This is a genomic window from Methylophilus sp. Q8 (assembly GCF_000800115.1).
Classification (GTDB): domain Bacteria; phylum Pseudomonadota; class Gammaproteobacteria; order Burkholderiales; family Methylophilaceae; genus Methylophilus.
Genome location: NZ_JUHE01000001.1, coordinates 975,074 through 999,589, shown reverse-complemented (window position 1 = coordinate 999,589; position 24,516 = coordinate 975,074). Strand labels below are relative to the sequence as shown.

The 24,516-nt window shown below is 48.9% G+C and carries 25 protein-coding genes; 6 read left to right on the top strand and 19 right to left on the bottom strand.

What is annotated here, in order from left to right:
- Positions 1-10: 10 nt before the first annotated feature.
- From atpA to mnmG, 10 genes are all read right to left on the bottom strand, one after another.
- Entirely contained in the window at positions 11-1,552 is a 1,542-nt protein-coding gene (gene atpA, locus GQ52_RS04885) for a F0F1 ATP synthase subunit alpha (protein ID WP_024930194.1), read from the bottom strand.
- A gap of 16 nt (positions 1,553-1,568) precedes the next feature.
- Positions 1,569-2,105 (bottom strand): F0F1 ATP synthase subunit delta, encoded by a 537-nt coding sequence (locus GQ52_RS04880; protein ID WP_019880764.1) that lies wholly within the window; start codon positions 2,103-2,105, stop codon positions 1,569-1,571.
- Between the two features lie 17 nt (positions 2,106-2,122).
- Entirely contained in the window at positions 2,123-2,593 is a 471-nt protein-coding gene (locus GQ52_RS04875) for a F0F1 ATP synthase subunit B (protein ID WP_019880765.1), read from the bottom strand.
- Between the two features lie 78 nt (positions 2,594-2,671).
- Positions 2,672-2,938 (bottom strand): F0F1 ATP synthase subunit C, encoded by a 267-nt coding sequence (gene atpE, locus GQ52_RS04870; protein WP_018987204.1) that lies wholly within the window; start codon positions 2,936-2,938, stop codon positions 2,672-2,674.
- A gap of 48 nt (positions 2,939-2,986) precedes the next feature.
- Positions 2,987-3,823: a F0F1 ATP synthase subunit A gene (gene atpB, locus GQ52_RS04865; RefSeq protein ID WP_019880766.1), complete on the bottom strand. Its 837-nt coding sequence runs from the start codon at positions 3,821-3,823 to the stop codon at positions 2,987-2,989.
- 29 nt (positions 3,824-3,852) lie between these two features.
- Positions 3,853-4,245, bottom strand: a complete 393-nt coding sequence (locus GQ52_RS04860) for an ATP synthase subunit I (protein ID WP_047515605.1) — start codon at positions 4,243-4,245, stop codon at positions 3,853-3,855.
- A 148-nt stretch (positions 4,246-4,393) separates the two neighbouring features.
- The gene (locus GQ52_RS04855) at positions 4,394-5,254 is read right to left on the bottom strand and encodes a ParB/RepB/Spo0J family partition protein (protein ID WP_047515603.1); all 861 of its coding nucleotides are present in this window, start codon (positions 5,252-5,254) and stop codon (positions 4,394-4,396) included.
- Between the two features lie 46 nt (positions 5,255-5,300).
- Entirely contained in the window at positions 5,301-6,062 is a 762-nt protein-coding gene (locus GQ52_RS04850; RefSeq protein ID WP_019880770.1) for a ParA family protein, read from the bottom strand.
- Positions 6,062-6,691 (bottom strand): 16S rRNA (guanine(527)-N(7))-methyltransferase RsmG, encoded by a 630-nt coding sequence (gene rsmG / locus GQ52_RS04845; RefSeq protein WP_019880771.1) that lies wholly within the window; start codon positions 6,689-6,691, stop codon positions 6,062-6,064. Before rsmG ends, GQ52_RS04850 begins: the two co-directional genes overlap by 1 nt.
- Positions 6,688-8,619: a tRNA uridine-5-carboxymethylaminomethyl(34) synthesis enzyme MnmG gene (mnmG, locus tag GQ52_RS04840; protein WP_047518527.1), complete on the bottom strand. Its 1,932-nt coding sequence runs from the start codon at positions 8,617-8,619 to the stop codon at positions 6,688-6,690. The genes rsmG and mnmG overlap by 4 nt, the downstream gene beginning before the upstream one ends.
- Before the next feature lie 209 nt (positions 8,620-8,828).
- Between mnmG and cycA the strand changes: the two genes are divergently transcribed.
- On the top strand, positions 8,829-9,263 hold the full coding sequence (cycA, locus tag GQ52_RS04835) for a cytochrome c'' (RefSeq protein WP_019880773.1): 435 nt from the start codon (positions 8,829-8,831) through the stop codon (positions 9,261-9,263).
- Positions 9,264-9,268: 5 nt separating this feature from the next.
- A complete protein-coding gene (locus tag GQ52_RS04830; RefSeq protein ID WP_081979310.1) occupies positions 9,269-9,853 on the top strand; it encodes a cytochrome b/b6 domain-containing protein in 585 nt (194 codons plus the stop codon).
- Between the two features lie 9 nt (positions 9,854-9,862).
- Here the strand turns inward: GQ52_RS04830 and mnmE are convergent, their stop codons facing one another.
- The 5 genes from mnmE to rpmH are packed head-to-tail and all read right to left on the bottom strand — an operon-like array spanning position 9,863 to position 13,558.
- On the bottom strand, positions 9,863-11,248 hold the full coding sequence (mnmE, locus tag GQ52_RS04825) for a tRNA uridine-5-carboxymethylaminomethyl(34) synthesis GTPase MnmE (protein ID WP_052179141.1): 1,386 nt from the start codon (positions 11,246-11,248) through the stop codon (positions 9,863-9,865).
- Positions 11,211-12,809 (bottom strand): membrane protein insertase YidC, encoded by a 1,599-nt coding sequence (gene yidC, locus GQ52_RS04820; protein WP_019880776.1) that lies wholly within the window; start codon positions 12,807-12,809, stop codon positions 11,211-11,213. Before yidC ends, mnmE begins: the two co-directional genes overlap by 38 nt.
- 19 nt (positions 12,810-12,828) lie before the next feature.
- Positions 12,829-13,047 (bottom strand): membrane protein insertion efficiency factor YidD, encoded by a 219-nt coding sequence (gene yidD, locus GQ52_RS13875; RefSeq protein WP_081624271.1) that lies wholly within the window; start codon positions 13,045-13,047, stop codon positions 12,829-12,831.
- A complete protein-coding gene (gene rnpA / locus GQ52_RS04815; protein WP_019880777.1) occupies positions 13,047-13,391 on the bottom strand; it encodes a ribonuclease P protein component in 345 nt (114 codons plus the stop codon). Before rnpA ends, yidD begins: the two co-directional genes overlap by 1 nt.
- 32 nt (positions 13,392-13,423) lie before the next feature.
- The gene (rpmH, locus tag GQ52_RS04810; RefSeq protein WP_018987191.1) at positions 13,424-13,558 is read right to left on the bottom strand and encodes a 50S ribosomal protein L34; all 135 of its coding nucleotides are present in this window, start codon (positions 13,556-13,558) and stop codon (positions 13,424-13,426) included.
- Positions 13,559-13,883: 325 nt separating this feature from the next.
- Here rpmH and dnaA point away from each other — a divergent pair, with 325 nt between their 5' ends.
- From dnaA to gyrB, 3 genes are all read left to right on the top strand, one after another.
- Positions 13,884-15,305 (top strand): chromosomal replication initiator protein DnaA, encoded by a 1,422-nt coding sequence (dnaA, locus tag GQ52_RS04805; protein ID WP_047515598.1) that lies wholly within the window; start codon positions 13,884-13,886, stop codon positions 15,303-15,305.
- A 257-nt stretch (positions 15,306-15,562) separates the two neighbouring features.
- On the top strand, positions 15,563-16,666 hold the full coding sequence (gene dnaN, locus GQ52_RS04800) for a DNA polymerase III subunit beta (protein ID WP_024930202.1): 1,104 nt from the start codon (positions 15,563-15,565) through the stop codon (positions 16,664-16,666).
- Positions 16,667-16,736: 70 nt separating this feature from the next.
- The gene (gyrB, locus tag GQ52_RS04795; RefSeq protein WP_019880780.1) at positions 16,737-19,142 is read left to right on the top strand and encodes a DNA topoisomerase (ATP-hydrolyzing) subunit B; all 2,406 of its coding nucleotides are present in this window, start codon (positions 16,737-16,739) and stop codon (positions 19,140-19,142) included.
- Between the two features lie 249 nt (positions 19,143-19,391).
- Here gyrB and GQ52_RS04790 read toward each other — a convergent pair whose 3' ends face one another.
- Genes GQ52_RS04790 through GQ52_RS04780 form a run of 3 tightly spaced genes read right to left on the bottom strand, consistent with a single transcriptional unit; the run spans position 19,392 to position 21,583 of the window.
- A complete protein-coding gene (locus GQ52_RS04790; RefSeq protein WP_047515596.1) occupies positions 19,392-20,177 on the bottom strand; it encodes an alpha/beta hydrolase in 786 nt (261 codons plus the stop codon).
- A gap of 3 nt (positions 20,178-20,180) precedes the next feature.
- On the bottom strand, positions 20,181-20,816 hold the full coding sequence (locus GQ52_RS04785) for a glutathione binding-like protein (RefSeq protein ID WP_047515595.1): 636 nt from the start codon (positions 20,814-20,816) through the stop codon (positions 20,181-20,183).
- Between the two features lie 17 nt (positions 20,817-20,833).
- Positions 20,834-21,583 (bottom strand): glucose 1-dehydrogenase, encoded by a 750-nt coding sequence (locus GQ52_RS04780; RefSeq protein WP_047515593.1) that lies wholly within the window; start codon positions 21,581-21,583, stop codon positions 20,834-20,836.
- A 138-nt stretch (positions 21,584-21,721) separates the two neighbouring features.
- Here GQ52_RS04780 and GQ52_RS04775 point away from each other — a divergent pair, with 138 nt between their 5' ends.
- On the top strand, positions 21,722-22,636 hold the full coding sequence (locus GQ52_RS04775) for a LysR family transcriptional regulator (protein ID WP_047515591.1): 915 nt from the start codon (positions 21,722-21,724) through the stop codon (positions 22,634-22,636).
- Between the two features lies 1 nt (position 22,637).
- Here GQ52_RS04775 and GQ52_RS04770 read toward each other — a convergent pair whose 3' ends face one another.
- Positions 22,638-24,425, bottom strand: a complete 1,788-nt coding sequence (locus GQ52_RS04770; RefSeq protein WP_047515589.1) for a monovalent cation:proton antiporter-2 (CPA2) family protein — start codon at positions 24,423-24,425, stop codon at positions 22,638-22,640.
- Positions 24,426-24,516 lie beyond the last annotated feature (91 nt).

Genomic DNA, 24,516 nt, shown 5'->3' with positions numbered 1-24,516 from the left:
GTGTCAGAGATTAATAAGCGTTGGTTGCTTTGAAATCTTGAATCGCAGCTTCCAATGCTTTCTCGTTATCACCGCTCAGATCTTTGCTGGACTCGATAGCATCAATGATGTTCTTGTACTTGGAGTTCAGGAAACCATGCAATGCATTTTCAAATGCCAATACCTTATTGGTTGGCACGTCATCAAAGAAACCTTTGTTCGCTGCAAACAAGCTTACGCCCATGTTTGCCACGTTCAATGGCGCGTATTGTGCCTGTTTCATCAACTCGGTAAACATACGACCGCGGTCCAGCTGTTTACGGGTAGCTTCGTCCAAGTCGGAAGCAAACTGCGCAAACGCAGCCAGTTCACGATATTGCGCCAAAGCCAGACGTACACCACCGCCCAGTTTTTTGATGATTTTAGTTTGTGCAGCACCACCCACGCGAGACACAGAAATACCGGCGTTGATCGCAGGACGAACACCCGCGTTAAACAAGTCAGTTTCCAGGAAAATCTGACCATCGGTAATCGAAATCACGTTGGTTGGAACGAATGCAGACACGTCACCGGCTTGGGTTTCAATCACTGGCAATGCAGTCAATGAACCTGTTTTACCTTTAACTTCACCGTTGGTGAATTTCTCAACATACTCTTCGTTCACACGAGCAGCACGCTCCAACAAACGTGAGTGGATGTAGAACACGTCACCTGGGTAAGCTTCGCGGCCTGGTGGGCGGCGCAGCAACAGGGAAATCTGACGGTAAGCAACCGCTTGTTTGGACAAGTCATCGTAAACGATCAATGCATCTTGACCACGGTCACGGAAGTATTCACCCATGGTACAACCGGCATAAGGTGCCAGGAATTGCAGGGCAGCAGAGTCAGAAGCAGAAGCCGCAACAATAATGGTGTAAGCCATCGCGCCGTGCTCTTCCAGTTTACGTACCACGTTGGCAATGGTTGAAGCCTTTTGGCCAACCGCAACGTAGATACAAGTCATGTTCTGACCTTTTTGGTTGATGATCGCATCAACGGCAACAGCTGTTTTACCAGTCTGACGGTCACCAATGATCAATTCACGTTGGCCACGGCCAACTGGTACCATGGAGTCGATAGACTTCAGGCCAGTTTGCACTGGTTGTGACACGGATTTACGTGCAATCACGCCTGGCGCAATTTTTTCAATTTTGTCAGTCAGTTTGGCGTTAACTGGACCTTTGCCATCAATAGGCTGACCCAGCGCGTTCACTACGCGACCAATCAGTTCCGGACCCACTGGCACTTCCAGAATACGGCCTGTACATTTACAGGTATCGCCTTCTGTAATGTGCTCGTAATCACCCAATACCACGGCACCTACGGAGTCACGCTCCAGGTTCAATGCCAAACCGAAAGTGTTGCCTGGAAACTCAATCATCTCGCCGGACATCACGTTAGACAGGCCATGGATACGCACAATGCCGTCTGTTACGGAAATCACGGTACCCTGAGTACGGGCTTCCGCAGAAGTAGAGAAGTTTTCCAAACGGCTCTTAATGAGCTCGCTAATCTCTGATGTAGATAACTGCATTTAATTCTCCTATGCCTTATGCTGTGAGCGTATAGGCTAAATTTTGTAACTGACCTTGGACAGACGCGTCGATAACGGTGTCGCCAACAATAATTTTGATGCCGCCGATGATTTCCGGATCTACGGAAACGCTTGCTTCAATTTTCTTGCCGAACTTGGCTTCCAGACGTTTCACCAAATCTTTAGTTTGCGTTGCCGTGATTTTGGCAGCGGCAATGATCTGTGCGTCCAAGGTGCCTTCATCTTGCGCTTTCAAAGCCTCAAAAGCTTCAGCAATGGCAGGCAATAAGGATAAACGGCCATATTCAACCAAGGTCTTGATCAAATTCTGACCATGCTCGTTAAGATTGTCGCCACAAACCTTGAGAAATGCGGCTTCAACATCAGCGGCATTCAGTTTAGGGTCATCAATCAGGGTTTTCATTTGGTCATTTGCTGCGACTGCCGCGGCCAATGCCAACATTTCAGACCATGTTGCTAATGCCTTTTTTTCTTTGCCGAGCTTGTAAGCAGCAACAGCATAAGGCCTTGCAATGGTTGAGAGTTCAGCCATGTTTTATCCCTTTTACCTTAAAGTTCCGCAGCGAGTTTAGCCAACATTTCGCTGTGTGCTTTAGCGTCAATCTCTTTACGCAGGATTTTTTCAGCACCGGCTACGGCCAATGTGGAAACCTGTGCGCGCAAACCTTCTTTGGCACGGTTCACTTCCTGATCGATTTCAGCTTTGGCACCGGCAATAATGCGATCACCTTCAGCTTTGGCATTACCCTTAGCTTCATCAATGATTTGAGCGGCGCGTTTTTCGGCTTGCCCAATGATCTCAGTTGCCTTTTGTTTGGCCTCGTTCAGTGTGGTTTCAGATTTTTTGGCAGCCACTTCCAGGGCACTTTTGCCTTCCTGGGCAGCAGCCAAACCATCTGCGATCTCCTTTTGGCGCGCTTCGATCGCTGTTAACAGCGGCGGCCAAACGAATTTCACCGTGAACCAGATCAACACTGCAAATGCGATAGCTTGCGCGATGAGTGTGAAATTAATATTCATTTTGGATCCATCATACTGATTGGTTGAAAGGTTTAAGTCACACTTAAACCCTACCGGGCGGTATTTACCGAGTAAAAATTACTTAGCAACAACGCTCAACAATGGGTTTGCAAATGCAAACATCATTGCCAGACCAACACCAATAATGAAAGAAGCGTCGATCAGACCCAACAGCAGGAATACTTTACCTTGCAGGGCTGGGATCATTTCTGGTTGGCGAGCAGCGCCTTCCAGGAAACTTGCACACATGATACCAATACCGATACAAGCGCCAGCGGCACCCAAACCAATGATCAAACCGATACCAACGCCTGTGTAGGCTTGAATCAATGCTAATGCTTCCATTTAATACCCTCTCTTATAAAGAATTAAAAACAACTACAAAGTTAAAAACTAGTGTGACTCATGCGCCATGGCCAGATAGACCACAGTCAGCATCATGAAAATAAACGCTTGCAATGCCACAATCAGGATGTGGAAGATAGACCAGCCAGCTCCCAGAATGGCACCAAACACGGTTCCGCTCAGGCCTGTGGCAGCCCACATACCCAACAGCAAGAAGATGATTTCACCGGCGTACATGTTACCGAACAGACGCAATGAGTGAGAAAGTGGTTTTGAAACATATTCAATCAGGTTGAACAGGAAGTTGGCAGGCCATACCAGCGGATTGCTGCCGAATGGTGCACAGAATAGTTCGTGGATCCAGCCACCCAGGCCTTTAGCCTTGATGGAGAAGAAAATCATCAGGAACCAGACAGCCAATGCTAAGGCAAAGGTAGTATTGATATCGGAAGTAGGGACGATACGCCATTTTGCGTGTTCGCCACCGAAGAATGACACGATACCAGCCACCCAGTCGACCGGCAGGAAATCCATGGAGTTCATTGCCAGCACCCAGATAAAGACGGTCAGGGCTGTTGGGGCAATAAATGAATGGCGGTCGCCGTGGAAAATGTTTTTGACTTGATCATCGACAAAACCAAACACCAACTCAACAAAGGCCTGACGCTTGCTCGGCACGCCAGCGGTTGCACCGCGTGCCACCCACCAGATCAAACCCATGACCAGCAAACCCAGGACAACAGAGGTCAACAAGGTGTCGTAGTGCAACACCCAGAAGCCTTCAGAGGCAGTATTGCCGTTAACGCCCTGAGCATTAAAGCTCAAATGGTGCGCGATATATTCAGAAGGGGTGAGTTCTACGTTTTGTGCGTGTTCAGTTGTCATATCTTCAAACTATTTTTAAATTAACGTGTCTACACATCCACTTGTGATTTTGCCAGTGCTGCGCCAGAAAACAGCGCCGCGGCCGCCAAACCAGCAATCAGTGCAAAGGGCACCAATGCCTGGTACAGCTTGAAAACCACAAACAGGATAATCGCGATGATCAATATTTTTACTGCTTCTGCCTTGAGTAAATTTAGCAACACTGCCGTGGGGTCTGTTTTTAAACGACCTTTTTCTGCAATTCGCGCTGCAAACCATGCACCGATGACTACAGAAAAACCACCCATCAATGCAGATAATGCAGCCGTTAAACCACCAACAGCATAGGCAATCAACGTGACAGCCGCTGTCGCCATGAGCTGCCAGCGCAGCACATTGCTATAGAGCGACATGCCAGCCGCAGTGTTTTGTTGACCACTCATGGGGTTAGACCGCTAAAATTCAAGACAAAATACTACAAAGACGCGAGATTTTGAATTATTCACTCGCCGAAGTCAAGCACCAAACAGGACTTAACTGTCTGAATGTTTGGGAAAAATCTGCTTTCAGATGGCTTATACGCGATTTAACTTACGATTTCAGGCGATTATCGGTCAGTTTCGCTATCCAATCGTCCAGTTGATCGAGGTTTGAAAAGCTCAGCTTTAATACACCAGCGCCGCTTGCTTTACTGCTAATCGCAACCTCGGCACCCAATTGTTCGCTGAGTTGATTTTGCAAGGAAGCGACATCGGGATGCACCGTTTGCTTGGCCTTTTTACCTGTGGCGGGCTCAGATTGAATCAGGCGTTCCACTTCACGCACAGACAAGCCATCCTGCACCACTTTATTCGCCAACAGAATTTGCTGTGCCGGCTCACTGCCGACCAGCGCCCTGGCATGGCCCATATCGATTTGATTATCCAGCAGCATGTCTTGCACCATTGGCGTCAACGTGAGCAGGCGCAACAAATTAGAGACCGCCACACGTGAGCGGCCAACGGCTGCAGCGGCTTTTTCATGCGTCATATCAAACTCATCAATCAAACGCTTGATACCCATAGCTTCTTCCAACGGATTCAGGTCTTCACGCTGGATGTTTTCAATCAACGCCATTGCCAGCGCAGCTTCGTCAGCAATCTCACGCACTAACACCGGCACTTCTGTCAGGCCGGCTTTTTGCGAAGCGCGCCAACGACGTTCACCTGCAATAATCTCAAACTTGTCTGCTGCAATTTCACGCACCAGAATAGGCTGCATAATGCCTTGTGCCGCGATCGAGTCCGCCAGCGTTTGCAGCGCCTCCTCATTCATGTATGAGCGAGGCTGATATTTACCCGGTTGCAACTGACCAACGGGCAGGGTGCGCAAGGTATCTGACTGGGCAATCGTTTCCGTGTCGCCTGATAACAATGCGTCGAGTCCGCGTCCAAGTCCTTTGGGCTTTACCATGCTGCTACTTCCTTTAATCTGTCTGTAAAAATTGTGATTTTTATTGCTACTGTTTTTGGATGATTTCCTGCGCCAGCTCCAGATAGGCTTGCGCCCCTTTGGAGGAGCGATCATACAGCAACACCGGCATACCATAACTTGGCGCCTCGGCCAGCCGCACATTTCTCGGCACAATGGTTTGGTACACTTTTTTGCCGAAATGACTGACCAGTTGCGCCGACACTTGCTGTGCCAGCATATTGCGATTATCAAACATGGTTCGCAACAAACCCTCTATCTCAAGCACAGGGTTTAAGTGAGCACGCACTTTCTTGACGGTATTGACCAGGTCTGACAAACCCTCAAGCGCATAGTATTCACACTGCATGGGAATCATCACCGAATGAGCCGCGGTTAAGGCATTCACAGTCACCAGGTTCAGCGAAGGCGGGCAGTCTAGCAGAACATAATCGTAGGCATCATCACCCAATTTAAGGATGGCGTTTTTTAAACGCGTTTCGCGGGCCATCTCATTCACCAACTCAACCTCAGCACCTGCCAGGTCACGGTTAGAGGGAGCAACGTCAAATTTGGCAGCTTCGGCGTGAATCACCACCTCTTGCATGGTTTTATTACCAATCAGCACCTGGTAAATACTGTCTTTCAAGTGCGTCTTGTCAATACCACTCCCCGTACTGGCATTACCTTGTGGATCCAAATCAACCAACAATACTTTTTTGCCATGCTCTGCCAAGCTCGCAGAAAGATTGACGCAGGTGGTTGTTTTACCAACACCACCCTTTTGGTTGGTGATTGCGATTATTTTCATTATGTATTCTCAAACACAATTAAATGCCGTTCTGCCTGCAGGTTGGGCACCTGCAAACGAATGACTTCTTTAGGTAACACCGCAGCCTGTTGCATTTCATCGGTTGGCACTACCCCCTTCATCGCCAACCAACGGCCATGCGGCGCCATCAAATGCGTCGTCAACTGCTTAAACAAAGCAATATCGGAAAAAGCACGCGAGATAATCTGCGTAAAAGGCGAGGGCGGTTGAAAAGCCTCCACCCGACCATGTACCACCTGTGCATTCGATAAGCCCAACTCAGCCTTGACCTGGCGCATGAAGATCGCTTTTTTCTGCACCGTATCTATGGTCGTCACCTGCACATCTGGCCGCGTGATCGCAACCACCAAACCAGGCAAACCACCACCACTGCCCACATCCAGTAAATTTCCAGGCTGAATATAAGGCAGCACACTCAAACTATCCAGCAAATGCAAAACCAGCATTTCTTGCGGATCACGCACTGCTGTCAGGTTATATACCTTGTTCCATTTTTGCAGCAAAGCCAGATAAGCCAGACACTGCGCCTGCTTTTCCGCCGTCACTACAGATTGTAAACCAAGTGCCTCCACCCCGGCGGCTAATTGCGGCAACAAATCACTTATCATGCTGCTGCAATATCGCCCGACTGGCTTTGTTTTTTATGTTTACGCTTCAGATACACCAGCAACAAGGAGATGGTCGCTGGCGTAATACCTTGTATGCGACCTGCCTGCCCAATCGTTTCCGGCTTTTGCGCCAGCAACTTTTGACGCGCCTCATTACTCAGGCCATGCACGTCATTGTAATCGATAGCATCACCCAGTTTAATATTCTCGCTATTTTTCTGACGGGCAATCTCTTCGTTCTGCCTGTCAATATACCCTTGGTATTTGGCAGCAATTTCAACTTGTTCCAACACATCTTCAGCCAGTACTTCTGGTGCTGGTACCAAATTCAACAGAGATTGATAAGCAATTTCCGGACGACGCAATAATTCAAACAATGAATACTCATGCTCCAGAGGCTTACCAAAAACGGCTAGCTGTGTTTCACGTGAAACAATTTTATTTTGGCCCGCAGGCTGACCGTTATCCGGCTGCAAAAATGTACGCTTCAACCTGGCTTGTTCACGTGTAACCGCTTCCTGCTTCTTACAGAATGCTTCCCAACGCACATCATCGACCAAACCGAGCTCGCGACCTTTTTCTGTCAAGCGCATATCTGCGTTATCTTCGCGCAATTGCAAACGGTATTCAGCGCGACTGGTAAACATACGGTAAGGCTCATTTACACCGGTGGTAATCAGGTCGTCCACCAACACGCCTAAATAGGCTTGCTCACGGGAAGGGCACCACCCCTCTTTGTCTTGTGAAAATAACGCCGCATTTGCACCCGCCAATAAACCCTGGGCTGCCGCCTCCTCATAACCAGTCGTGCCATTGATTTGACCGGCGAAAAACAGGCCGCGAACAGTTTTGGTTTCAAGAGTCGACTTCAAGCCTCGCGGGTCATAATAGTCATATTCAATAGCGTACCCGGGGCGCAAGATATGCGCACCCTCCAAACCACGAATAGATCGCACCAGTGCCAACTGAATATCAAATGGCAAGCTGGTAGAAATACCGTTTGGATAAATTTCGTGCGTGGTTAGCCCCTCAGGCTCCAGAAACACTTGGTGTGATTCCTTATCCGCAAAACGATGAATCTTATCTTCCACAGAAGGGCAATAGCGTGGCCCCACACCTTCAATCACCCCCGTGTACATCGGAGAACGGTCCAGGCCACTACGGATAATGTCATGTGTCTTTTGGTTGGTGTGCGTAATCCAGCAAGGCAGTTGTTGCGGGTGCTGTGCGGCATTCCCCAGGAAAGAAAACACCGGCACCGGCGTATCACCAGGTTGCTCGGTCATGACACTATAATCAATCGAGCGGCCATCAATACGGGGTGGGGTGCCGGTTTTCAAGCGACCGGCCGGGAGGCCAATTTCACGCAAACGCGCAGCGAGTGAGATGGCTGGCGGATCTCCGGCGCGACCGGCGCTGTAATTTTGCAGCCCAACATGCACCAAACCACCCAAAAACGTACCGGCCGTCAACACAACCGACTTTGCGTAAAAACGCAGGCCAATTTGCGTGACAACACCTGCAGCCCGATCGCCCTCGAGAATAATGTCATCGACCGCCTGCTGGAACAGCCATAAATTAGGCTGATTTTCCAGGCGGTGCCGAATAGCTGCTTTATAAAGAATACGGTCTGCCTGCGCGCGCGTGGCACGCACCGCCGGACCCTTGCTTGAGTTCAAGATACGAAACTGTATGCCACCTTCATCCGTCGCGGCTGCCATGGCACCGCCAAGCGCATCGACCTCTTTCACCAGGTGGCCCTTGCCGATGCCACCAATAGAAGGGTTACAGGACATTTGTCCCAATGTTTCAATGTTATGGCTTAACAACAGCGTTTTCTGCCCCATACGGGCAGCCGCCAGCGCAGCCTCGGTACCGGCATGGCCGCCACCCACCACAATGACATCGAATCGATCAGGAAAGTCCATCATAAATAATCTTGAACTGTTTGATTTAAAAAGAATTGTGATTTTAGCGTAAACTAATCAAATGGTCATTTAATTCGCTGCTTTGATACACTTGTTCCATGCTTTAATACAAAGTTATTACGGTTTAATACAAATCAATTACAAGCAGGCCATATTTACTTAACATAAAAAGAATAGAATTTTTTCAAAACAACCAAGGAGCTCTTACCATGAAAATCAAAACAATTATTGCTACATTCGGGGTCTTGTTTTCTGTACACGCCATGGCTGATGTGACTAATGCCGAAAAACTGGTATACAAGTACACCAACATCGCACACTCCGCCAACTCAATGTATGAAGCACCTTCTATTACAGACGGTAAAATTTTCTTTAACCGCAAATTCAAAACCCCTAGCGGTAAAGAAGCGGCATGTGCCTCATGCCACACCAACAATCCAGCTAACGTCGGCAAAAACATTGTGACCAACAAAGAGATCCCACCGTTGGCACCACGTGTGAACACCAAACGCTTTACTGACCTTGATAAAGTAGAAGAAGAGTTCACCAAACACTGCAACGACATTCTGGGTGCTGATTGCTCTCCTTCAGAAAAAGCCAACTTTATTGCTTATCTGTTAACAGAAACCAAACCTAGCAAATAATTCAAATGCTACGGTATGTCTGGGATCCTTTCATCAGGATCTTCCACTGGTCTCTTGTGGCGGCGTTTGGGTATGCTTTTTATACCCACGCCTCCATGTGGGACCGTCTACACCATGCTTACGCGGGCTATGTCGCCGGTACATTAATCGTTGCACGCATTATCTGGGGCCTGATTGCTACAGGTTACGCCAACTTTCACAGCTTTCCATTAAATCCGGTCTGGGCTGCGAAATACCTGTTTAAGCTACTGAAAGGCACTGCCAGACACTATATTGGCCACAACCCCACTGGCTCAATTGCTATTTATGCCATGCTGGGTTTAGGAATTGTTGCCGTAGGCTCTGGTTGCATTGTGTATAACAGCGGCTGGGGCTTTATTGATGACGATATGGCGCAGGTACTGCATCACTATGCAACCTGGACTTGGCTGGCAGTGGTGGTGGTGCATGTATTAGGCGTGATTTTTGAAAGCTTCATTCATCACGACAACCTGATCTGGGCCATGATCACCGGTTGTAAACGGGTGTGTAGTATTGATGAACGGTTTGATCAACGCAATACGCCATTCCCTCGAAAAAAAACCCGCTAATGCGGGTTTTTATTTGCCGATACAAAATCGACTAAAAATCTCACCTAACAAATCATCTGGGGTGAATTCACCGGTAATCGTTCCTAGCGCTTCTTGCGCACAACGCAACTCTTCTGCGACTAGTTCGGCCGCATGCATTTGCAACATTGCTAGGTCTAAATGCTGCTCAACTTCTGCAAGTGCTTGCAAATGACGCGCCCTGGCCATAAACACACCTTCACCACCAGGCTGATAACCCACGATCTCTAGCAGCGTTTTTTGCAGGCTGGCAATACCATCACCTGTCTTGGCCGATAAAAACACGTGCTGCTCATTTTCACGTTTTTCAATGCGCGATGTTTCACGTGAAACATCTATCTTGTTATGCACCCAGACTTTTTTCACTTCTGCTGGCAATTTGTGCAAAATAGCCTTTTCCTGATCGCCAATACCATGTTGGCTATCCACCAACAATAAAGCGACATGCGCGGTTTCAATCGCCTTCCAGGTGCGAGCAATACCCACTTGTTCCACCGTATCTTCGGTCTCACGCAAGCCAGCAGTATCAATCACATGTAAGGGCACTCCCTCAATCTGGATGACACTTTTAATGGTATCGCGCGTGGTACCAGCTATCGGCGTCACAATCGCCACCTCTTCACCTGACAAGGCGTTCAATAAACTGGACTTACCTACATTAGGCTGGCCAATGAGTACGACGTTGATGCCTTCGCGCAACAAGACGCCTTGCTTGGCTTGGTGAAAGATATGTTGCAAAGCCGCCTGGTTCGCCTGTAACTTTTCCAACACGCGGCCCTGGGTGATGAAATCAATCTCTTCTTCAGGAAAATCCAGGCAAGCTTCAACATACATGCGTAAATCGACCAGTTGTTGCAACAAGGTCTGTATGGCTTGTGAAAACTCGCCCGAGAGAGAACGTACAGCACTGCGTGCAGCTTCTACCGTTGCCGCATTAATCAGGTCAGCAACAGCCTCTGCTTGTGCGAGGTCGAGCTTGTCGTTTAAATAGGCACGTTGGGTAAACTCACCAGCTTGTGCATGACGGGCGCCGCATTCTATGCAGCGCGCCAGCAATATTTGCATTAGCGCAGTTCCGCCATGCGCTTGCAGCTCAAGCACATCTTCGCCGGTATAAGAGTGTGGATTAGGGAAGTAAATGGCGATACCACGGTCAATCAACGTAGCATCGGCTTGCAAGAAAGGCAGGTAAGCCGCATGCCGTGGGGCAGGGCAGTGGCCGAGGATTTGTGTGGCGATATCTGCTACCAATGGCCCAGATACCCGCACCACACCAATACCACCTGCACCAGGCGCCGTTGCAATGGCGGCAACGGTGTCAGTGCTTAAGGCGATCTGATTATTTACCATGCCCTTTTTTTGCCACAGCTTCTGCATGAATCATGCGGTTGATCGCCCATTGCTGCCAGATAGACAGAATATTGTTCACCAACCAATACAACACCAGGCCAGCCGGGAAGAAGAAGAAGAAAATACTAAATGCGACCGGCATGATTTTCATTACTTTGGCTTGAATCGGATCCGTTGGCGGCGGATTCAAAAAGGTTTGAATAATCATGGTCGCGCCCATGAGCACTGGCAATACAAAGTAGGGATCGGTCGCTGACAAGTCCTGAATCCAGCCAAAGAAAGGCGCATGGCGCAACTCAACTGAACCCAGCAATACCCAATACAGTGAGATGAATACCGGAATCTGTACCAGAATAGGCAAGCAACCACCCATCGGGTTGATTTTCTCGGTACGGTACATTTCCATCATGGCTTGTTGCAACTTTTGCTTGTCATCGCCAAATTTATCTTTGAGAGACTGCATCTTAGGCGCCATTTCACGTAGATGCGCCATATTGCGATAGCCAGAAGCAGACAGTTTAAAGAATGCGGCCTTGATCAGAATGGTCAGTACAATGATGGCAATGCCCCAGTTTTTCACCAGTTCGTGAATATGGGTCAACAACCACATCAGAGGTTTGGCAATCACGGTCAGAATACCGTAATCCACCACATACTCCAGACCAGGCGCAGCAGCAGCCAGGTCATCCTGGGCTTGTGGGCCACTGAACAGTTTCGCATCTACCGTTTTACTGCTACCGGCTGCAATTTCACCGACAGGCAAAATAGTACCGATAGAGAAATCATGCTCACTCAGCTTGGTAGTGTAGAACTTGCGCTCAGCGGTGGATTGCGGCACCCAGGCGCTGACGAAATAATGTTGTACTAAACCAACCCAGCCATCTTTGGCATTAATCGACACATCCTTCTTGGCCATTTCATCAAATTTGACCTTGTTGTATTTGTCTGCCTCAGTAAAGTAAGCGCCGCCAGTGAACGTCGGCATCATTTTAGAGCCCTGGTTAGACTCGTTATCATGAATAATCTGGTAATACACAGAAGGCGAAATCGCTTTATCGCTGTTGTTTTTGATTTCGTACTGCACATCGATCAGGTATTGACCACGGTGAAAGCGATACACCTTATCCACAGCCACACCATTGGTTTCTGGCGCAGTTAAACGCACTTCCAATGTGTCCTGGCCTTCTTGCAGGCTGTAATTAGTCTCAGCAGCCGTAAACGTTACATAATGCGTAGGTAAACCATCCCCTTTTAAACCGGTCTGTGCCACATACAATTTATCCGCACTGGCATCACTCATGAGCTCATAAGGGCCGGAGTTGTCATCGGCCTTATGCTCCAGCAAGGACAGCTGACGCAAATCGCCACCAACTGTATCAATCACTGCCGCATAACGGTCTGTTTTCACAGCAATACGTGCACCCTGGCTGAGTTTAAAACCATTTTCCTGTGGTTTGTCAGCCGGCGAGGTTTGCACTGCCTCTTGCTGTGCAACCGGTGCAGGTGCGTGTTGCTGCTGCCAGGCGTCCCATAGCAACATAATGGAGAAGGAAAAGATCACGAACAGAATTAAACGGCGAGTATCCATAAGGTTTCGTATTTACAAGTCAGGGAAGGGGATCCACACCACCCGGATGCCACGGATGACAGCGGCCAATGCGGCGCAAGGCCAACAGGCTACCATGCCAGGCACCATAGCGTTGCAGCGCCTCAATGGCGTAGTGTGAACAGGTTGGATGAAAACGACACTGACGCCCCAGCCAGGGGCTTAACCCCCACTGGTAACATTTTACTAATGTAATCAGTATCGTTTTCATCAGCGTCATTAGGAAACAGGTGCAGTTTTTTTCAGTCTAGCCAGCAATTGTGACAAATCACGTTGTATGGCCGGAAAATCTTCGTGTTGAAAACCTTTGCGCACTTGCAGCACCACATCAAAACCACTGGCTACTGGAGAGGTTTGCGCGCGCAATAACTCGCGCAAGACACGCTTCATATAGTTACGCTTAACCGCCAGTTTGGCGACTTTTTTCGACACGACCAAACCGTAGCGATGATGGTCTTGCTGGTTAGGCATGATGTTGGCAAACAGCCACTCACCATAAAACCGTTTCCTGAAACTAAAAACGGATGAAAATTCATCCGTTTTTTTTAGCTTGTACAATGTCATGCATTGAGTTTCAAGCAATGCATCGTCAGGGATTACAGACCCAGACGTTTACGACCTTTAGCGCGACGAGCAGCAATCACTGCACGGCCACCTTTGGTTTTCATGCGTACCAGAAAGCCATGGGTACGTGCACGACGGGTTTTGGATGGTTGATAGGTACGTTTCATTATTAAACTCCTGCCAAATTGGCAATTAAACTCTAATCCGGCAACGCTGATTTAACAGTGAATATTTGCCGATTTCAAAAACCCTTAATTAAACAGCAAATCGCGACCTTATGTCAATGATTTTTTTTATTTTTTTATAGGTCGTGGCTGTGGATAACTCAGGTTAAAACGTTTAGAATGTCTGCAACAGGTCAAGGTGACAATCACCATCAAGACCACGTCTTCTGCCACTCTTCCCGGCAATTATAACGAATAAACGCAAACAGCGCCTGAAACACGGAAACAGGCTGGCTTTTTGCTGACACTTTTAAAAAGCACTGGAGCAATGGAAAATTTTTGGGCCTATTGTTTGCTCAAGTTCGAAAAAGAACTTTCGGCACAACAATACAATACCTGGATTAAACCCCTGAAAGCACGCGTCAATGGCGAGGCGGTGCAGATTGTCGCGCCTAATAAATTTGTCATGCAGTGGGTAAAAAGCAAGTTTTTCACCCGCATTGCCACCATTGCGACCGAATTATCTCCCAGCGCAGTCGTTGAACTCATCGTAGATACGTCTGAGCAGGCCGCGCCCGCACCTAGCGCAGCGCCAATAAAAACTGCGCCATCTGCGCAATCACCAGTAGAAGCGGTGGTTGCAGCGGCCACACAACAACACACAGCCAGAGTCATTGATAAAAAACCGGTGAGCAACCGCGCCCCGGCCAAACATCTCAAGTCAGAGAAAAGCAGTGGCCTCAATGACAGCTTCCTGTTTGATAACTATGTCACCGGCCGCGCCAACCAATTGGCACGTGCTGCAGCAATTCAAGTAGCAGGCAATCCTGGCCAGGCGTATAACCCCTTGTTTATTTATGGTGGTGTGGGCTTGGGCAAAACCCATTTGTTGCAGGCGATTGGCAATGAGCTGAAAAAAGCCAAGCCAGAAGCCAATATACGTTACCTGCACGCTGAGCGTTATGTGTCTGACGTGGTGAAAGCTTACGAAAACAAGGCCTTTGACGAGTTCAAGCAGCAATATCATTCGCTCGATTTATTATTGATTGATGATATTCAGTTCTTTGCCAAAAAAACCCGTACACAAGAAGAGTTTTTCTACGCCTTTAACTCTTTAATCGAAGAGAAAAAACAAATCGTCATCACTTGCGATACGTATCCCAAAGAGATCGTAGACATGGATGAGCGCCTGCGTACGCGTTTTAGCTGGGGCCTGACTGTAGCAGTTGAACCGCCGGAACTGGAAATGCGCGTCGCGATTTTGCGCAAAAAAGCTGAAAACCTCAAAATCAACCTGCATGAAGATGTGGCGTTCTTCGTCGCCAAACAGATTCGCTCCAGCGTGCGTGAGCTTGAAGGTGCGCTAAACCGTATTATTGCCATGGCCAATTTCACCGGCCATGCTATTGATGTGCATCTGGCTAAAGATGCCTTACGCGACCTGATTGCTGTGCGTGGACGCCAGATCACCATTGAAAACATCCAGAAAACAGTCGCTGACTACTATAAGATTAAAGTCAGCGATATGTTTAGTAAAAAACGTTCACGGAATGTCGCCAGACCGCGTCAGGTCGCGATGTCACTGGCACGTGAACTGACCAATCACAGTTTCCCGGAAATCGGTGAAGCTTTTGGCGGACGTCACCACACCACCGTGATGCATGCCTGTGAAGAAATTGAACAATTACGCTTAAATGACCAAACGTTAGCGCGCGATATTGGTTTGCTGACGCAAGTCATTCGTGATTAGGGAAAAAAATTTTAACAAGATAAGCTGTGGATAAGTTGAGAATGACGTGTGTTTAAATATTGCGTATAGACAGGATAAAATCAGTTTACAATATCAGCCACAAATAATGCATGTTTAAAACGCAATTTATGCACAAGCTAAAATGTTTGTAAGTCTTTGAATTAAATTAATTTTTAGAGTTACCCACAAAAAAGTCGTACATTACTATTAGTCTTATCTTTTATATATTGAAATAAAGTTATTAATCAGGTCAGGCCATGCAAATCAAAATAAACCGTGAGGTACTGCTTAAACCCCTCAATAGTGTCACTGGCATCGTAGAGCGCAGACATACACTGCCTATCCTTTCTAATCTGCTGGTGAACATCAAGCAGCAAGAAATGCATCTGACAGCCACGGATCTGGAAATGCAGATTTCGCTGAGAGTCAATGGCGGGGTAGAAGGTGAATTGAGTACCACCATCTCTGCAAAAAAATTGCTGGATATTTGTCGCTCATTGCCAGATAGCTCGTCTATTGAAATGAACAACCAGGACAACCGCATTACGCTCAAGGCGGGCAAGAGCCGTTTTAACTTGCAAACTTTGCCAGCAGCTGATTATCCTTTGATGAGTAAAGCCAGCGGCCAGAACATCAGTTTCAGCCTGGCGCAGTCAGAGCTTAAGCGCCTGTTGAAACAGGTTGAGTTTGCCATGGCACAGCAAGATATCCGTTATTACCTGAATGGTTTGTTGCTCGAAGTGAATGGCAACCAGTTGCATGTTGTGGGCACTGATGGCCATCGTTTGAGCTATACCAACACCACGCTGGATCAGAGTTTTGAAAAAACGGAAGTCATCTTGCCGCGTAAAACCGTGCTGGAGCTGACCAAGTTACTGGATGAACAATCTGAAGCACCTGTCGTCATTGATTTACTCAATGGCCAGGTCAGTTTTGAGTTTGGTGATATTCAACTGATCAGCAAAGTGATTGACGGCAAGTTCCCCGATTACAACCGCGTGATTCCAACCGGCCATCAAAATACCTTTATGGTGAACCGGGTAGCGATTTTGAGTGCCTTGCAACGTGCTTCGATTTTGTCTAACGAAAAATACCGCAGTATTCGCATGGTCATCACGCAAGGCTTGCTCAAGCTGATTAGTACTAACACCGAGCAAGAAGAAGCGGAAGAAGAACTGGAAATTGATTACAGCCAGGTAGCGCTGGATATTGGCTTTAATGTCACTTATCTGATTGATGTGCTGAATAACCTGAGTGATGAGCAAATTGAGTTTGCTTTTGCCGACGCCAACAGTAGTTGCCTGATCACAGCTGCCAGCGATAGCAACTATAAATACGTTGTGATGCCAATGCGCATATAATGCCTGCACCCGTGTTTCACGTGAAACACGCTGCAGTGACTTTTAAATCTCAATTAAAGAAACTTTTGTTATGGCACAGCCACAAGAATATAACTCAGACAGTATCAAGATTTTGGAAGGTTTGGACGCTGTACGTAAACGTCCGGGCATGTACATTGGTGACACGTCAGATGGTTCCGGTTTGCACCATATGGTATTCGAAGTGCTCGATAATGCGATTGACGAAGCACTGGCAGGCCACTGTGACGATATTAAAGTGATTATCCATCCGGATAATTCCATCAGTATTTCTGATAACGGCCGTGGTATTCCAACCGATATTAAAGACGACGACAAACACGAGCCTAAACGCTCGGCCGCTGAAATTGTGATGACAGAGTTGCATGCGGGCGGCAAGTTTGACCAGAACTCTTACAAAGTGTCTGGCGGTTTGCACGGTGTGGGTGTGTCTGTAGTGAACGCCTTGTCTGACTGGCTGAGACTGAAAATTTACCGCAAGGGCCAAGTGCATCAGATGGAGTTTCATCGTGGTGTGGCACAAGCGCCGTTAGCCATCACCGGTACCACTGAAAAAAAGGGCACAGAAGTCCATTTTCTGGCATCGGTTGAAACATTTACCCTGGTTGAATATCACTTTGAAATTCTGGCCAAGCGTATCCGTGAACTGTCTTTCCTGAACAATGGCGTGAAGATCGAGTTGATCGACCAACGCACAGGCAAATCTGAAAACTTCGCTTTTAGCGGTGGTATCAAAGGCTTTGTGGAGTACATGAACCGTACTAAAACGGTGCTGCACCCAAAAGTGTTTTATGCCATCAGCGAAAAAGACAATATGACGGTTGAAGTAGCGATGCAATGGAACGATAGCTACTCTGAAACTGTACAGTGTTTTACTAACAACATTCCGCAACGCGATGGCGGTACCCATTTGACCGGTTTGCGTACCGCGATGACGCGCACGCTGAATCAATATATCGAACAAAACGAATTCGCTAAAAAAGCCAAAGTCGAAACCACCGGTGACGATATGCGCGAAGGGATTACCTGCGTGCTGTCAGTCAAAGTGCCAGATCCTAAATTCTCATCACAAACCAAAGACAAACTGGTGTCCAGCGAAGTGCAGCCAGTGGTCTCCGAGATTGTGGCAGCCAAACTGGCAGAGTTCCTGGAAGAAAACCCGGTCGATGCCAAAATTGTTTGCGGTAAGATTGTAGAAGCAGCGCGTGCGCGCGAAGCGGCGCGTAAGGCGCGTGAAATCACCCGCCGTAAAGGTGTGATGGATACCATGGGTCTGCCAGGCAAGCTGGCTGATTGCCAAGAGAAAAATCCAGCCTTAAGCGAACTCTACCTGGTCGAGGGTGACTCTGCGGGTGGTTCAGCCAAACAAGGTCGTGACCGTAAATTCCAGGCGATTCTGCCGCTCAAAGGTAAGATCCTAAACGTAGAAAAAGCACGTTTTGACAAACTATTGGGCTCACAGGAAATCGCCACGCTGATTACTGCCATGGGCACGGGTATCGGTAAAGATGACTTTAACCTGGAAAAATTGCGCTATCACCGCATCATCATCATGACCGATGCGGACGTCGACGGTGCCCATATCCGTACTTTGTTGCTGACGTTCTTCTACCGCCAAATGCCAGAGCTGGTTGAAAACGGCCATATCTACATTGCGCAACCACCTCTGTACAAAGTCAAACAAGGCCGCGACGAGCGCTACCTCAAAGACGAACACGAGCTGGATGAATACCTGCTTAACTCAGCCCTGCGTGATGCCGTGCTGGTGACCAAAGACGGTGGCGACATTCTTAAAGACGATGCCTTGACCAGTATCGCCAAACAAATGGTGCTGACAGAAGCTGTGATCCGCCGTATCGCCAACCTTTATGATGAAAGCGTGTTGCGCGCGATTCAGGATTTAGGCGACCTGGATTTGAGTACAGAATCTGCGGCCAATACTGCAGCTGAAAAATTGCGTCCTATCCTGGGTGCGGTTGGTTCAGAAGTCATTGTGGCGCAAGATACTGAAACCAGTGCTTATCGCCTTGAAGTAAACAAATACGTGCACGGTAACCTGCAAAGCTGCGTCATCGATGCCGAGTTCCTGAATAGTGGCGATTTCCGCCAGATCAACCGTACCTCAAACATGGTCAACAACCTGTTAGGTGAGGGCGCATTGATCAAGCGCGGTGAGAAAGAGCAAAAAGTCAGCACCTTCAAACAAGCGCTGGACTGGTTGCTGGGCGAAGCCAAACATAACCTGAATATTCAGCGTTACAAAGGCTTGGGCGAGATGAACCCGGAACAATTATGGGAAACCACCATGGACCCAACCGTACGCCGCCTGCTCAAAGTGCAAATTGAAGATGCTATTGGTGCCGATGAAATCTTCACGACACTGATGGGCGACAACGTGGAACCACGACGTGCGTTTATCGAAAGCAATGCGCTTAGCGTCAGCTCGCTGGATGTCTAAGGAAATTCGTTTTCATCTGAATTAAAAAAGCGCCTGAGGGCGCTTTTTTATTATTCCGCCATTCGTTTGATTTTTAGCGTTGCCGGATGATTCGCTGATATCACTATCGGCGCGCCTGCGCTCAAAATATTCCTCAAGCCATACATTGGGGTGGGCAGCAGCCTATTCGTGCGCTAGGCGGCCTTGCTAGCACTTTCTGTTACATCTACGTCGGATAAAGGGCAGGCCCCTGGCGCTCGACAGGATGAATTACCACTGAGTCAGCAGCTTCGGCCCGATAAACTGCCTGATTAACTGGCAGAGTGTGTGAAAAGCAGGATGCTGGCTATTACTTAAGTTAAAAGCATTATCCTCCAGTCTTTGTACTTGCACTGGCACGCCAGCGAGCACCAGTTTTGTGGCATAGGTTTCAGCTTCATCCCTGAGCGGGTTGGTGTCACTGTTGATGATCATGGCGGGTACCAGTCCGGCCAGTCGACAGGAGTTGACTGGCGACACATACGGATGCAAGGCATTGCTGGCTACCTGCGTATAATCCGCCCACGCCCGGCGACACGGGCTATCTGCCACAGCTGCCAGTGATTTTGAGGTTTGCAGTGCATCCAGCATGGGGTTGATCAATATTTGTCCCTGCAAGCTGCATTGATTACCGCAAGTTAATCCGCGGTCGCGAAACAGCATGGCGACGACTGCGGCCAGATTGCCTCCGGCTTGCTCCCCGGCAACAAAGATCCTTTTGGCATCCGCGCCTATCGTTTTCGCGTGCGCACTTACCCACGCCAGCGCTGCGTAGGCGACTTCTATGGTGTCAGGAAACTGCATGGCCGGCGCCAAAGGATAGGCGACACACACTACCACCATGTGCTCAGAGAGCGCATGGGCGATGTCATAAGCGGTTTCAATACTGCCGCAGTTAAACAACCCGCCATGAAAATAAATCAGGACGGGTTGTTTGCGTTTAGCATCGCCTTTGCCAAACACCTGCAAAGTAATTGGTGTTGCACTGGTCGAGTATTCAAAGGTTGTTGTCCACATGGCTTAAAGTGTTGGCACCGCCATGCCTCGCTTAACCGCAGGGCGTTCGCCCACCGTTTTTAACCAGCGTTGCAACGCTGGTTTAGTATCAAACGAGCCATTCAACGCTTCTTTGAAATAGACCGTAGCCGCTTGCACCCAGGGGTAACAGGCAATATCGGCGATTGAATACTCTTCACCTGCCAGATAAGCATTGCTTGTTAACTGCTTTTCCATCACGGTGAGCAATCTCTCCACTTCTTCGGTAAATCGCGCAATGGCTAATGGTGATTTCTCTTTACTTCTCACTGCGAAAAAACCAAGCTGTCCTAACATTGGCCCCAGTGCACTGGTTTGCCAGTGCAACCATTCAATAGCGCTATAGCGTGCCTGTCCATGAGGTGCCAGAAACTGGCCGCTTTTCTCCGCCAGGTAAGTCAGAATAGCGCCGCTCTCAAAAATCACGACCGGGTCGCGATCTGGTTCAGTATCGATAATGGCCGGAATCTTGTTGTTGGGCGAAATCGCGCTGAAATGGGCAGAAAACTGCTCCAGCTTGCCCAGATCAACCGGGCTCACCGCATAGTCGAGTCCTAACTCCTCCAGCAGGATGGAGATTTTTCGACCATTCGGCGTTGCCCATGTATATAAGTTGATCATTTATTTACTCTCTAAAATTAACGCAAGCCACCGCCTACCAACAATTGCTCGCCAGTCAGCCAGTAGGAGTCTTCAGAGGCTAAAAAGGCTGCCACTGATGCAATATCATTCGGCTGGCCTGTGCGACCCAGCGGTGTTTGTGCCACATAGCCGCTCTCCATCTCTGAGCCAATCACACCTGCGGTTTGGGTGCCTTCTGTTGCTACCAGGCCAGGGTTCAAGGCATTGACGCGAATCTTGCGTGGGCCCAGTTCTTTAGATAATGAGCCAGTAATCGCATCCACTGCGCCTTTGGTGGCGGTGTATACAGCAGCACCTGGAGGCGTTAAGCGGCTGACCACGGAGCCGATGTTGATAATGCTGCCGCCCTCAGGCAAGTATTTGACCGCGGCTTGCGTGGTGAGCAACAAGCCCAGCACGTTAATGTTGAATTGTTTGTGGAAATGTTCAGGGGTGATCTCTTCAATGGTGGCAAATTCGTAGATACCGGAGTTGTTGACCAAAATATCCAGTTTGCCGAAGTTGCTGATCGCTGCTTCAATAATGGCTTGCGCCTCGGCCGCCTCGCTCACACTGCCACCCACGGCAACCGCCCTGCCACCGGCTTGGGTAATCTCGGCCACCACTTTATCTGCACCTGCTTTGCTGGATAAATAATTAACGACCACTGCGGCGCCATCCCGTGCAAAACGTTTGGCAATTTCAGCGCCTATGCCTTTGGATGCACCAGTCACCACGGCCACTTTACCTTCAAGTTTCTTGCTCATAAAAATCTCCTAAATAAAAAGTAATGAAGTTGTTTAAATCTGCTGATCACTATAAATAAATAAAAATCACAGATAAATAAGCTAAATATGCAATCACTGTGCTAATTTATTGGACAATCAAGATCAACAAGGAAGTGTATGGACCGCTTTGACACCATGCTGGCGTTCACGCGAGTGGTAGAGCTCGAGAGTTTCACCAAAGCCGCACTGTCACTCAACCTGCCCAAGACCACGGTCTCGGCGCAGGTGCTGGCGCTGGAGAAACGCCTGCGCGTCAAACTGCTGCACCGCACCACCCGGCGTATTAGCGTCACTACCGATGGCGCCGCCTATTACGAAAGGGCGATCCGGCTATTAAACGAGCTCGAAGAAACCGAAGCCTCGCTTAATCAGGCCACGGTCAGTGCCAAAGGGCGGTTACGGGTAGATGTACCTACACCGCTTGGGCGGCTGGTGATTATTCCGTCGCTGCCGGATTTTTTTAAACGATACCCGGAAATACAATTGGAGATCGGTTGTGATGACAGGCCGATTGATTTGTTGGAGGAAGGCGTTGATTGTGTGATCCGCATTGGCAATCTGCTCGATTCCAGCCTGGTCGCCCGCCGTGTTGGCACCATGCAGTTTTTGCTGGTCGCCTCGCCAGAGTATTTAAAAACCTACGGCACACCACAAACCACGGATGACTTGCAACGCCACCAGGCTGTGCATTTTTTTTCATCCAAAACCGGCAAAGTGCGCAACTTCATCCTTCAGCAAAATGGCGTAGAGCAAGAAATCCCTACCGTACGCAAACTGGCCATTAATAATGGTGACGCCATTGTCGCCGCCGCGCTGGCAGGCATAGGTATCTGCCAATTGCCTACGTTTATGGTGCAAGGCTATTTAACTGACGGTAAGTTAGAAAAGGTATTGAAGGATTACCCGGCCGGCAGCTTGCCTATCAATGCGCTGTACCCACAAAACAGACATCTCTCATCGAAGGTACGGGCCTTTATTGAGTGGGTGGCCGAGTTATTTTCTGAATGTAGCTTGCTACAGAACGTACGCTGAATCAAGGCGCTGCCTGCGCCTCATTTTTTTCGGCACTGGTGCTTTCCATTTCCAGCAGGGTTTTCAGATCCTGGCGACCTTGTTCCATCACACTGGATAACGCTTTTCTGTCATGCCTGATTTTAAGTGTGGCTTCCAGTTGTTCCTGGTCGTGTTTTTCAAATTGCTTGATGATTCTGGCCGCTGCGCTGGCAGTTTCACCAATAGCGACCAGGGATTGTTTAGCCGCTTCTAACGAAGAGTAAAACGTTTCCCTAATCGGATGTAAATCCAGCTCACGTAAATCAAACGCGTCCGTTCTGCTTCTGGCCCTGGCCACAATTGCTACCTGCGGCCAGCGCTCTTTAACCAGCCTTGCCATCTCCAACGCCGCATGGGAGTCATTAACCGCAATCACCAGTAATTTTGCCTCGGCAATGCCTGCTTCTTCCAGCAAGTCCAGTCTGGAGGCATCGCCGTAATAACAACGCCAGCCAAACTGGCGTGTTAAATCAACCTGATTAGGGTCGTTATCAATCAGGGTAGGGGTGATGCCTTTGGCCATGAGTACGCGGCCGACGATTTGCCCAAAGCGGCCAAAACCGGCAATGATGACGGCGTTATTTTCCGGGATGGCGTCTTTGGGGCGTTCGCTGCATTGCAGGCCGACAAACGCGTCATATAGCAACAGCAGTATCGGTGTGGTCAGCATGGAGACGGCGACCATGGCGTTGAGGATGTTGTAGGTGTCGCGTGAAATGGAGTCTTGCGCGAGTGCCAGGCCAAAAATCACAAAGGCGAATTCACCGATTTGCGACAATGATGCGCCGAACAACAACTTGTCACGCAGCGGGTATTTAAACAGCCAGCCCAGGCCCACCAGCACTAATAGTTTGGTGAGTACAATCAGTAAGGCGCCGCCAAAAATTAGCAATGGCTGGTTGGTAACCAGCGCTAAATCGACGGTCATGCCCACGGCAATAAAAAACAGGCCGAGCAGCAAGCCTTTTACCGGCTCAATATCCAGCCTCAGCTCATAGCGGTATTCCGAGTCGGCCAATAACACACCGGCCAGAAACGTGCCCAGCGCCATCGACAAGCCTACCGACTCCATGGCGAGCGAGATACCAATCACCAGCAATAATGAAAAAGCGACAAAAATCTCGCGCACACCGGTTTGTGCAATCACGCGCATGATCGGGCGCAACACCGTCCGGCTGGCCAGAATAATGGCGACAATCACGGCAATCGCCTTAGCCACAGCCAACAGGTCAACGCTGGAGCCTGTATGGTTGGGCGCAATAAACGCCAGCAGCATAAACAGCGGGATCACCGATAAATCCTGAAACAGCAAGGTGGCAAACGCGGCCTGGCCGCCAGCCGTGTGTAACTGTTTTTTCTCAATAAGCGCGGTCAGCCCAATGGCGGTCGAAGACATGGCGACGCCCATGCCGATAATCAGTGCCTCAGGCCAGCTAAAATGCAGGCTATGCGCAATCACCGTCACCAAGCCTATGGTCAGCGTCACTTGCAAACCACCCAGCCCAAACAGCAGCTTGCGTAACTCCCATACTTTTTGCGATTCCAGTTCCAGGCCAATCAGGAACAACATCAGCACCACGCCAAATTCGGCAAAGTGCAGCACATGTTCAGGGTCTGCAATCAGTTTTAAGGCATAAGGCCCAATCAAAATGCCCGCAATTAAATACCCCAGCACCGAGCCCAAGCCCAGCCGCTTGAATACGGGCACTAAAATGATGGCGGCAGACAGGTAGATCGCTGCCTGGACGAGAAAGCTGGAGGTATTCATGCATGCCTTTGTGAGTGTGCTATTTGCAGGGGAAACTATCACACTTGCCTGGGCGATGGAAGCGATGCGTGTTTTGGCTTAGCTTTAGAAT

Excerpts from the sequence above, each read along its gene's own strand:
- atpA (WP_024930194.1), bottom strand. The coding sequence starts at position 1,552 with ATGCAGTTATCTACATCAGAGATTAGCGAGCTCATTAAGAGCCGTTTG.
- GQ52_RS04880 (WP_019880764.1), bottom strand. The coding sequence starts at position 2,105 with ATGGCTGAACTCTCAACCATTGCAAGGCCTTATGCTGTTGCTGCTTAC.
- GQ52_RS04875 (WP_019880765.1), bottom strand. The coding sequence starts at position 2,593 with ATGAATATTAATTTCACACTCATCGCGCAAGCTATCGCATTTGCAGTG.
- atpE (WP_018987204.1), bottom strand. The coding sequence starts at position 2,938 with ATGGAAGCATTAGCATTGATTCAAGCCTACACAGGCGTTGGTATCGGT.
- atpB (WP_019880766.1), bottom strand. The coding sequence starts at position 3,823 with ATGACAACTGAACACGCACAAAACGTAGAACTCACCCCTTCTGAATAT.
- GQ52_RS04860 (WP_047515605.1), bottom strand. The coding sequence starts at position 4,245 with ATGAGTGGTCAACAAAACACTGCGGCTGGCATGTCGCTCTATAGCAAT.
- GQ52_RS04855 (WP_047515603.1), bottom strand. The coding sequence starts at position 5,254 with ATGGTAAAGCCCAAAGGACTTGGACGCGGACTCGACGCATTGTTATCA.
- GQ52_RS04850 (WP_019880770.1), bottom strand. The coding sequence starts at position 6,062 with ATGAAAATAATCGCAATCACCAACCAAAAGGGTGGTGTTGGTAAAACA.
- rsmG (WP_019880771.1), bottom strand. The coding sequence starts at position 6,691 with ATGATAAGTGATTTGTTGCCGCAATTAGCCGCCGGGGTGGAGGCACTT.
- mnmG (WP_047518527.1), bottom strand. The coding sequence starts at position 8,619 with ATGGACTTTCCTGATCGATTCGATGTCATTGTGGTGGGTGGCGGCCAT.
- cycA (WP_019880773.1), top strand. The coding sequence starts at position 8,829 with ATGAAAATCAAAACAATTATTGCTACATTCGGGGTCTTGTTTTCTGTA.
- GQ52_RS04830 (WP_081979310.1), top strand. The coding sequence starts at position 9,269 with ATGCTACGGTATGTCTGGGATCCTTTCATCAGGATCTTCCACTGGTCT.
- mnmE (WP_052179141.1), bottom strand. The coding sequence starts at position 11,248 with ATGCAGAAGCTGTGGCAAAAAAAGGGCATGGTAAATAATCAGATCGCC.
- yidC (WP_019880776.1), bottom strand. The coding sequence starts at position 12,809 with ATGGATACTCGCCGTTTAATTCTGTTCGTGATCTTTTCCTTCTCCATT.
- yidD (WP_081624271.1), bottom strand. The coding sequence starts at position 13,047 with ATGACGCTGATGAAAACGATACTGATTACATTAGTAAAATGTTACCAG.
- rnpA (WP_019880777.1), bottom strand. The coding sequence starts at position 13,391 with ATGACATTGTACAAGCTAAAAAAAACGGATGAATTTTCATCCGTTTTT.
- rpmH (WP_018987191.1), bottom strand. The coding sequence starts at position 13,558 with ATGAAACGTACCTATCAACCATCCAAAACCCGTCGTGCACGTACCCAT.
- dnaA (WP_047515598.1), top strand. The coding sequence starts at position 13,884 with ATGGAAAATTTTTGGGCCTATTGTTTGCTCAAGTTCGAAAAAGAACTT.
- dnaN (WP_024930202.1), top strand. The coding sequence starts at position 15,563 with ATGCAAATCAAAATAAACCGTGAGGTACTGCTTAAACCCCTCAATAGT.
- gyrB (WP_019880780.1), top strand. The coding sequence starts at position 16,737 with ATGGCACAGCCACAAGAATATAACTCAGACAGTATCAAGATTTTGGAA.
- GQ52_RS04790 (WP_047515596.1), bottom strand. The coding sequence starts at position 20,177 with ATGTGGACAACAACCTTTGAATACTCGACCAGTGCAACACCAATTACT.
- GQ52_RS04785 (WP_047515595.1), bottom strand. The coding sequence starts at position 20,816 with ATGATCAACTTATATACATGGGCAACGCCGAATGGTCGAAAAATCTCC.
- GQ52_RS04780 (WP_047515593.1), bottom strand. The coding sequence starts at position 21,583 with ATGAGCAAGAAACTTGAAGGTAAAGTGGCCGTGGTGACTGGTGCATCC.
- GQ52_RS04775 (WP_047515591.1), top strand. The coding sequence starts at position 21,722 with ATGGACCGCTTTGACACCATGCTGGCGTTCACGCGAGTGGTAGAGCTC.
- GQ52_RS04770 (WP_047515589.1), bottom strand. The coding sequence starts at position 24,425 with ATGAATACCTCCAGCTTTCTCGTCCAGGCAGCGATCTACCTGTCTGCC.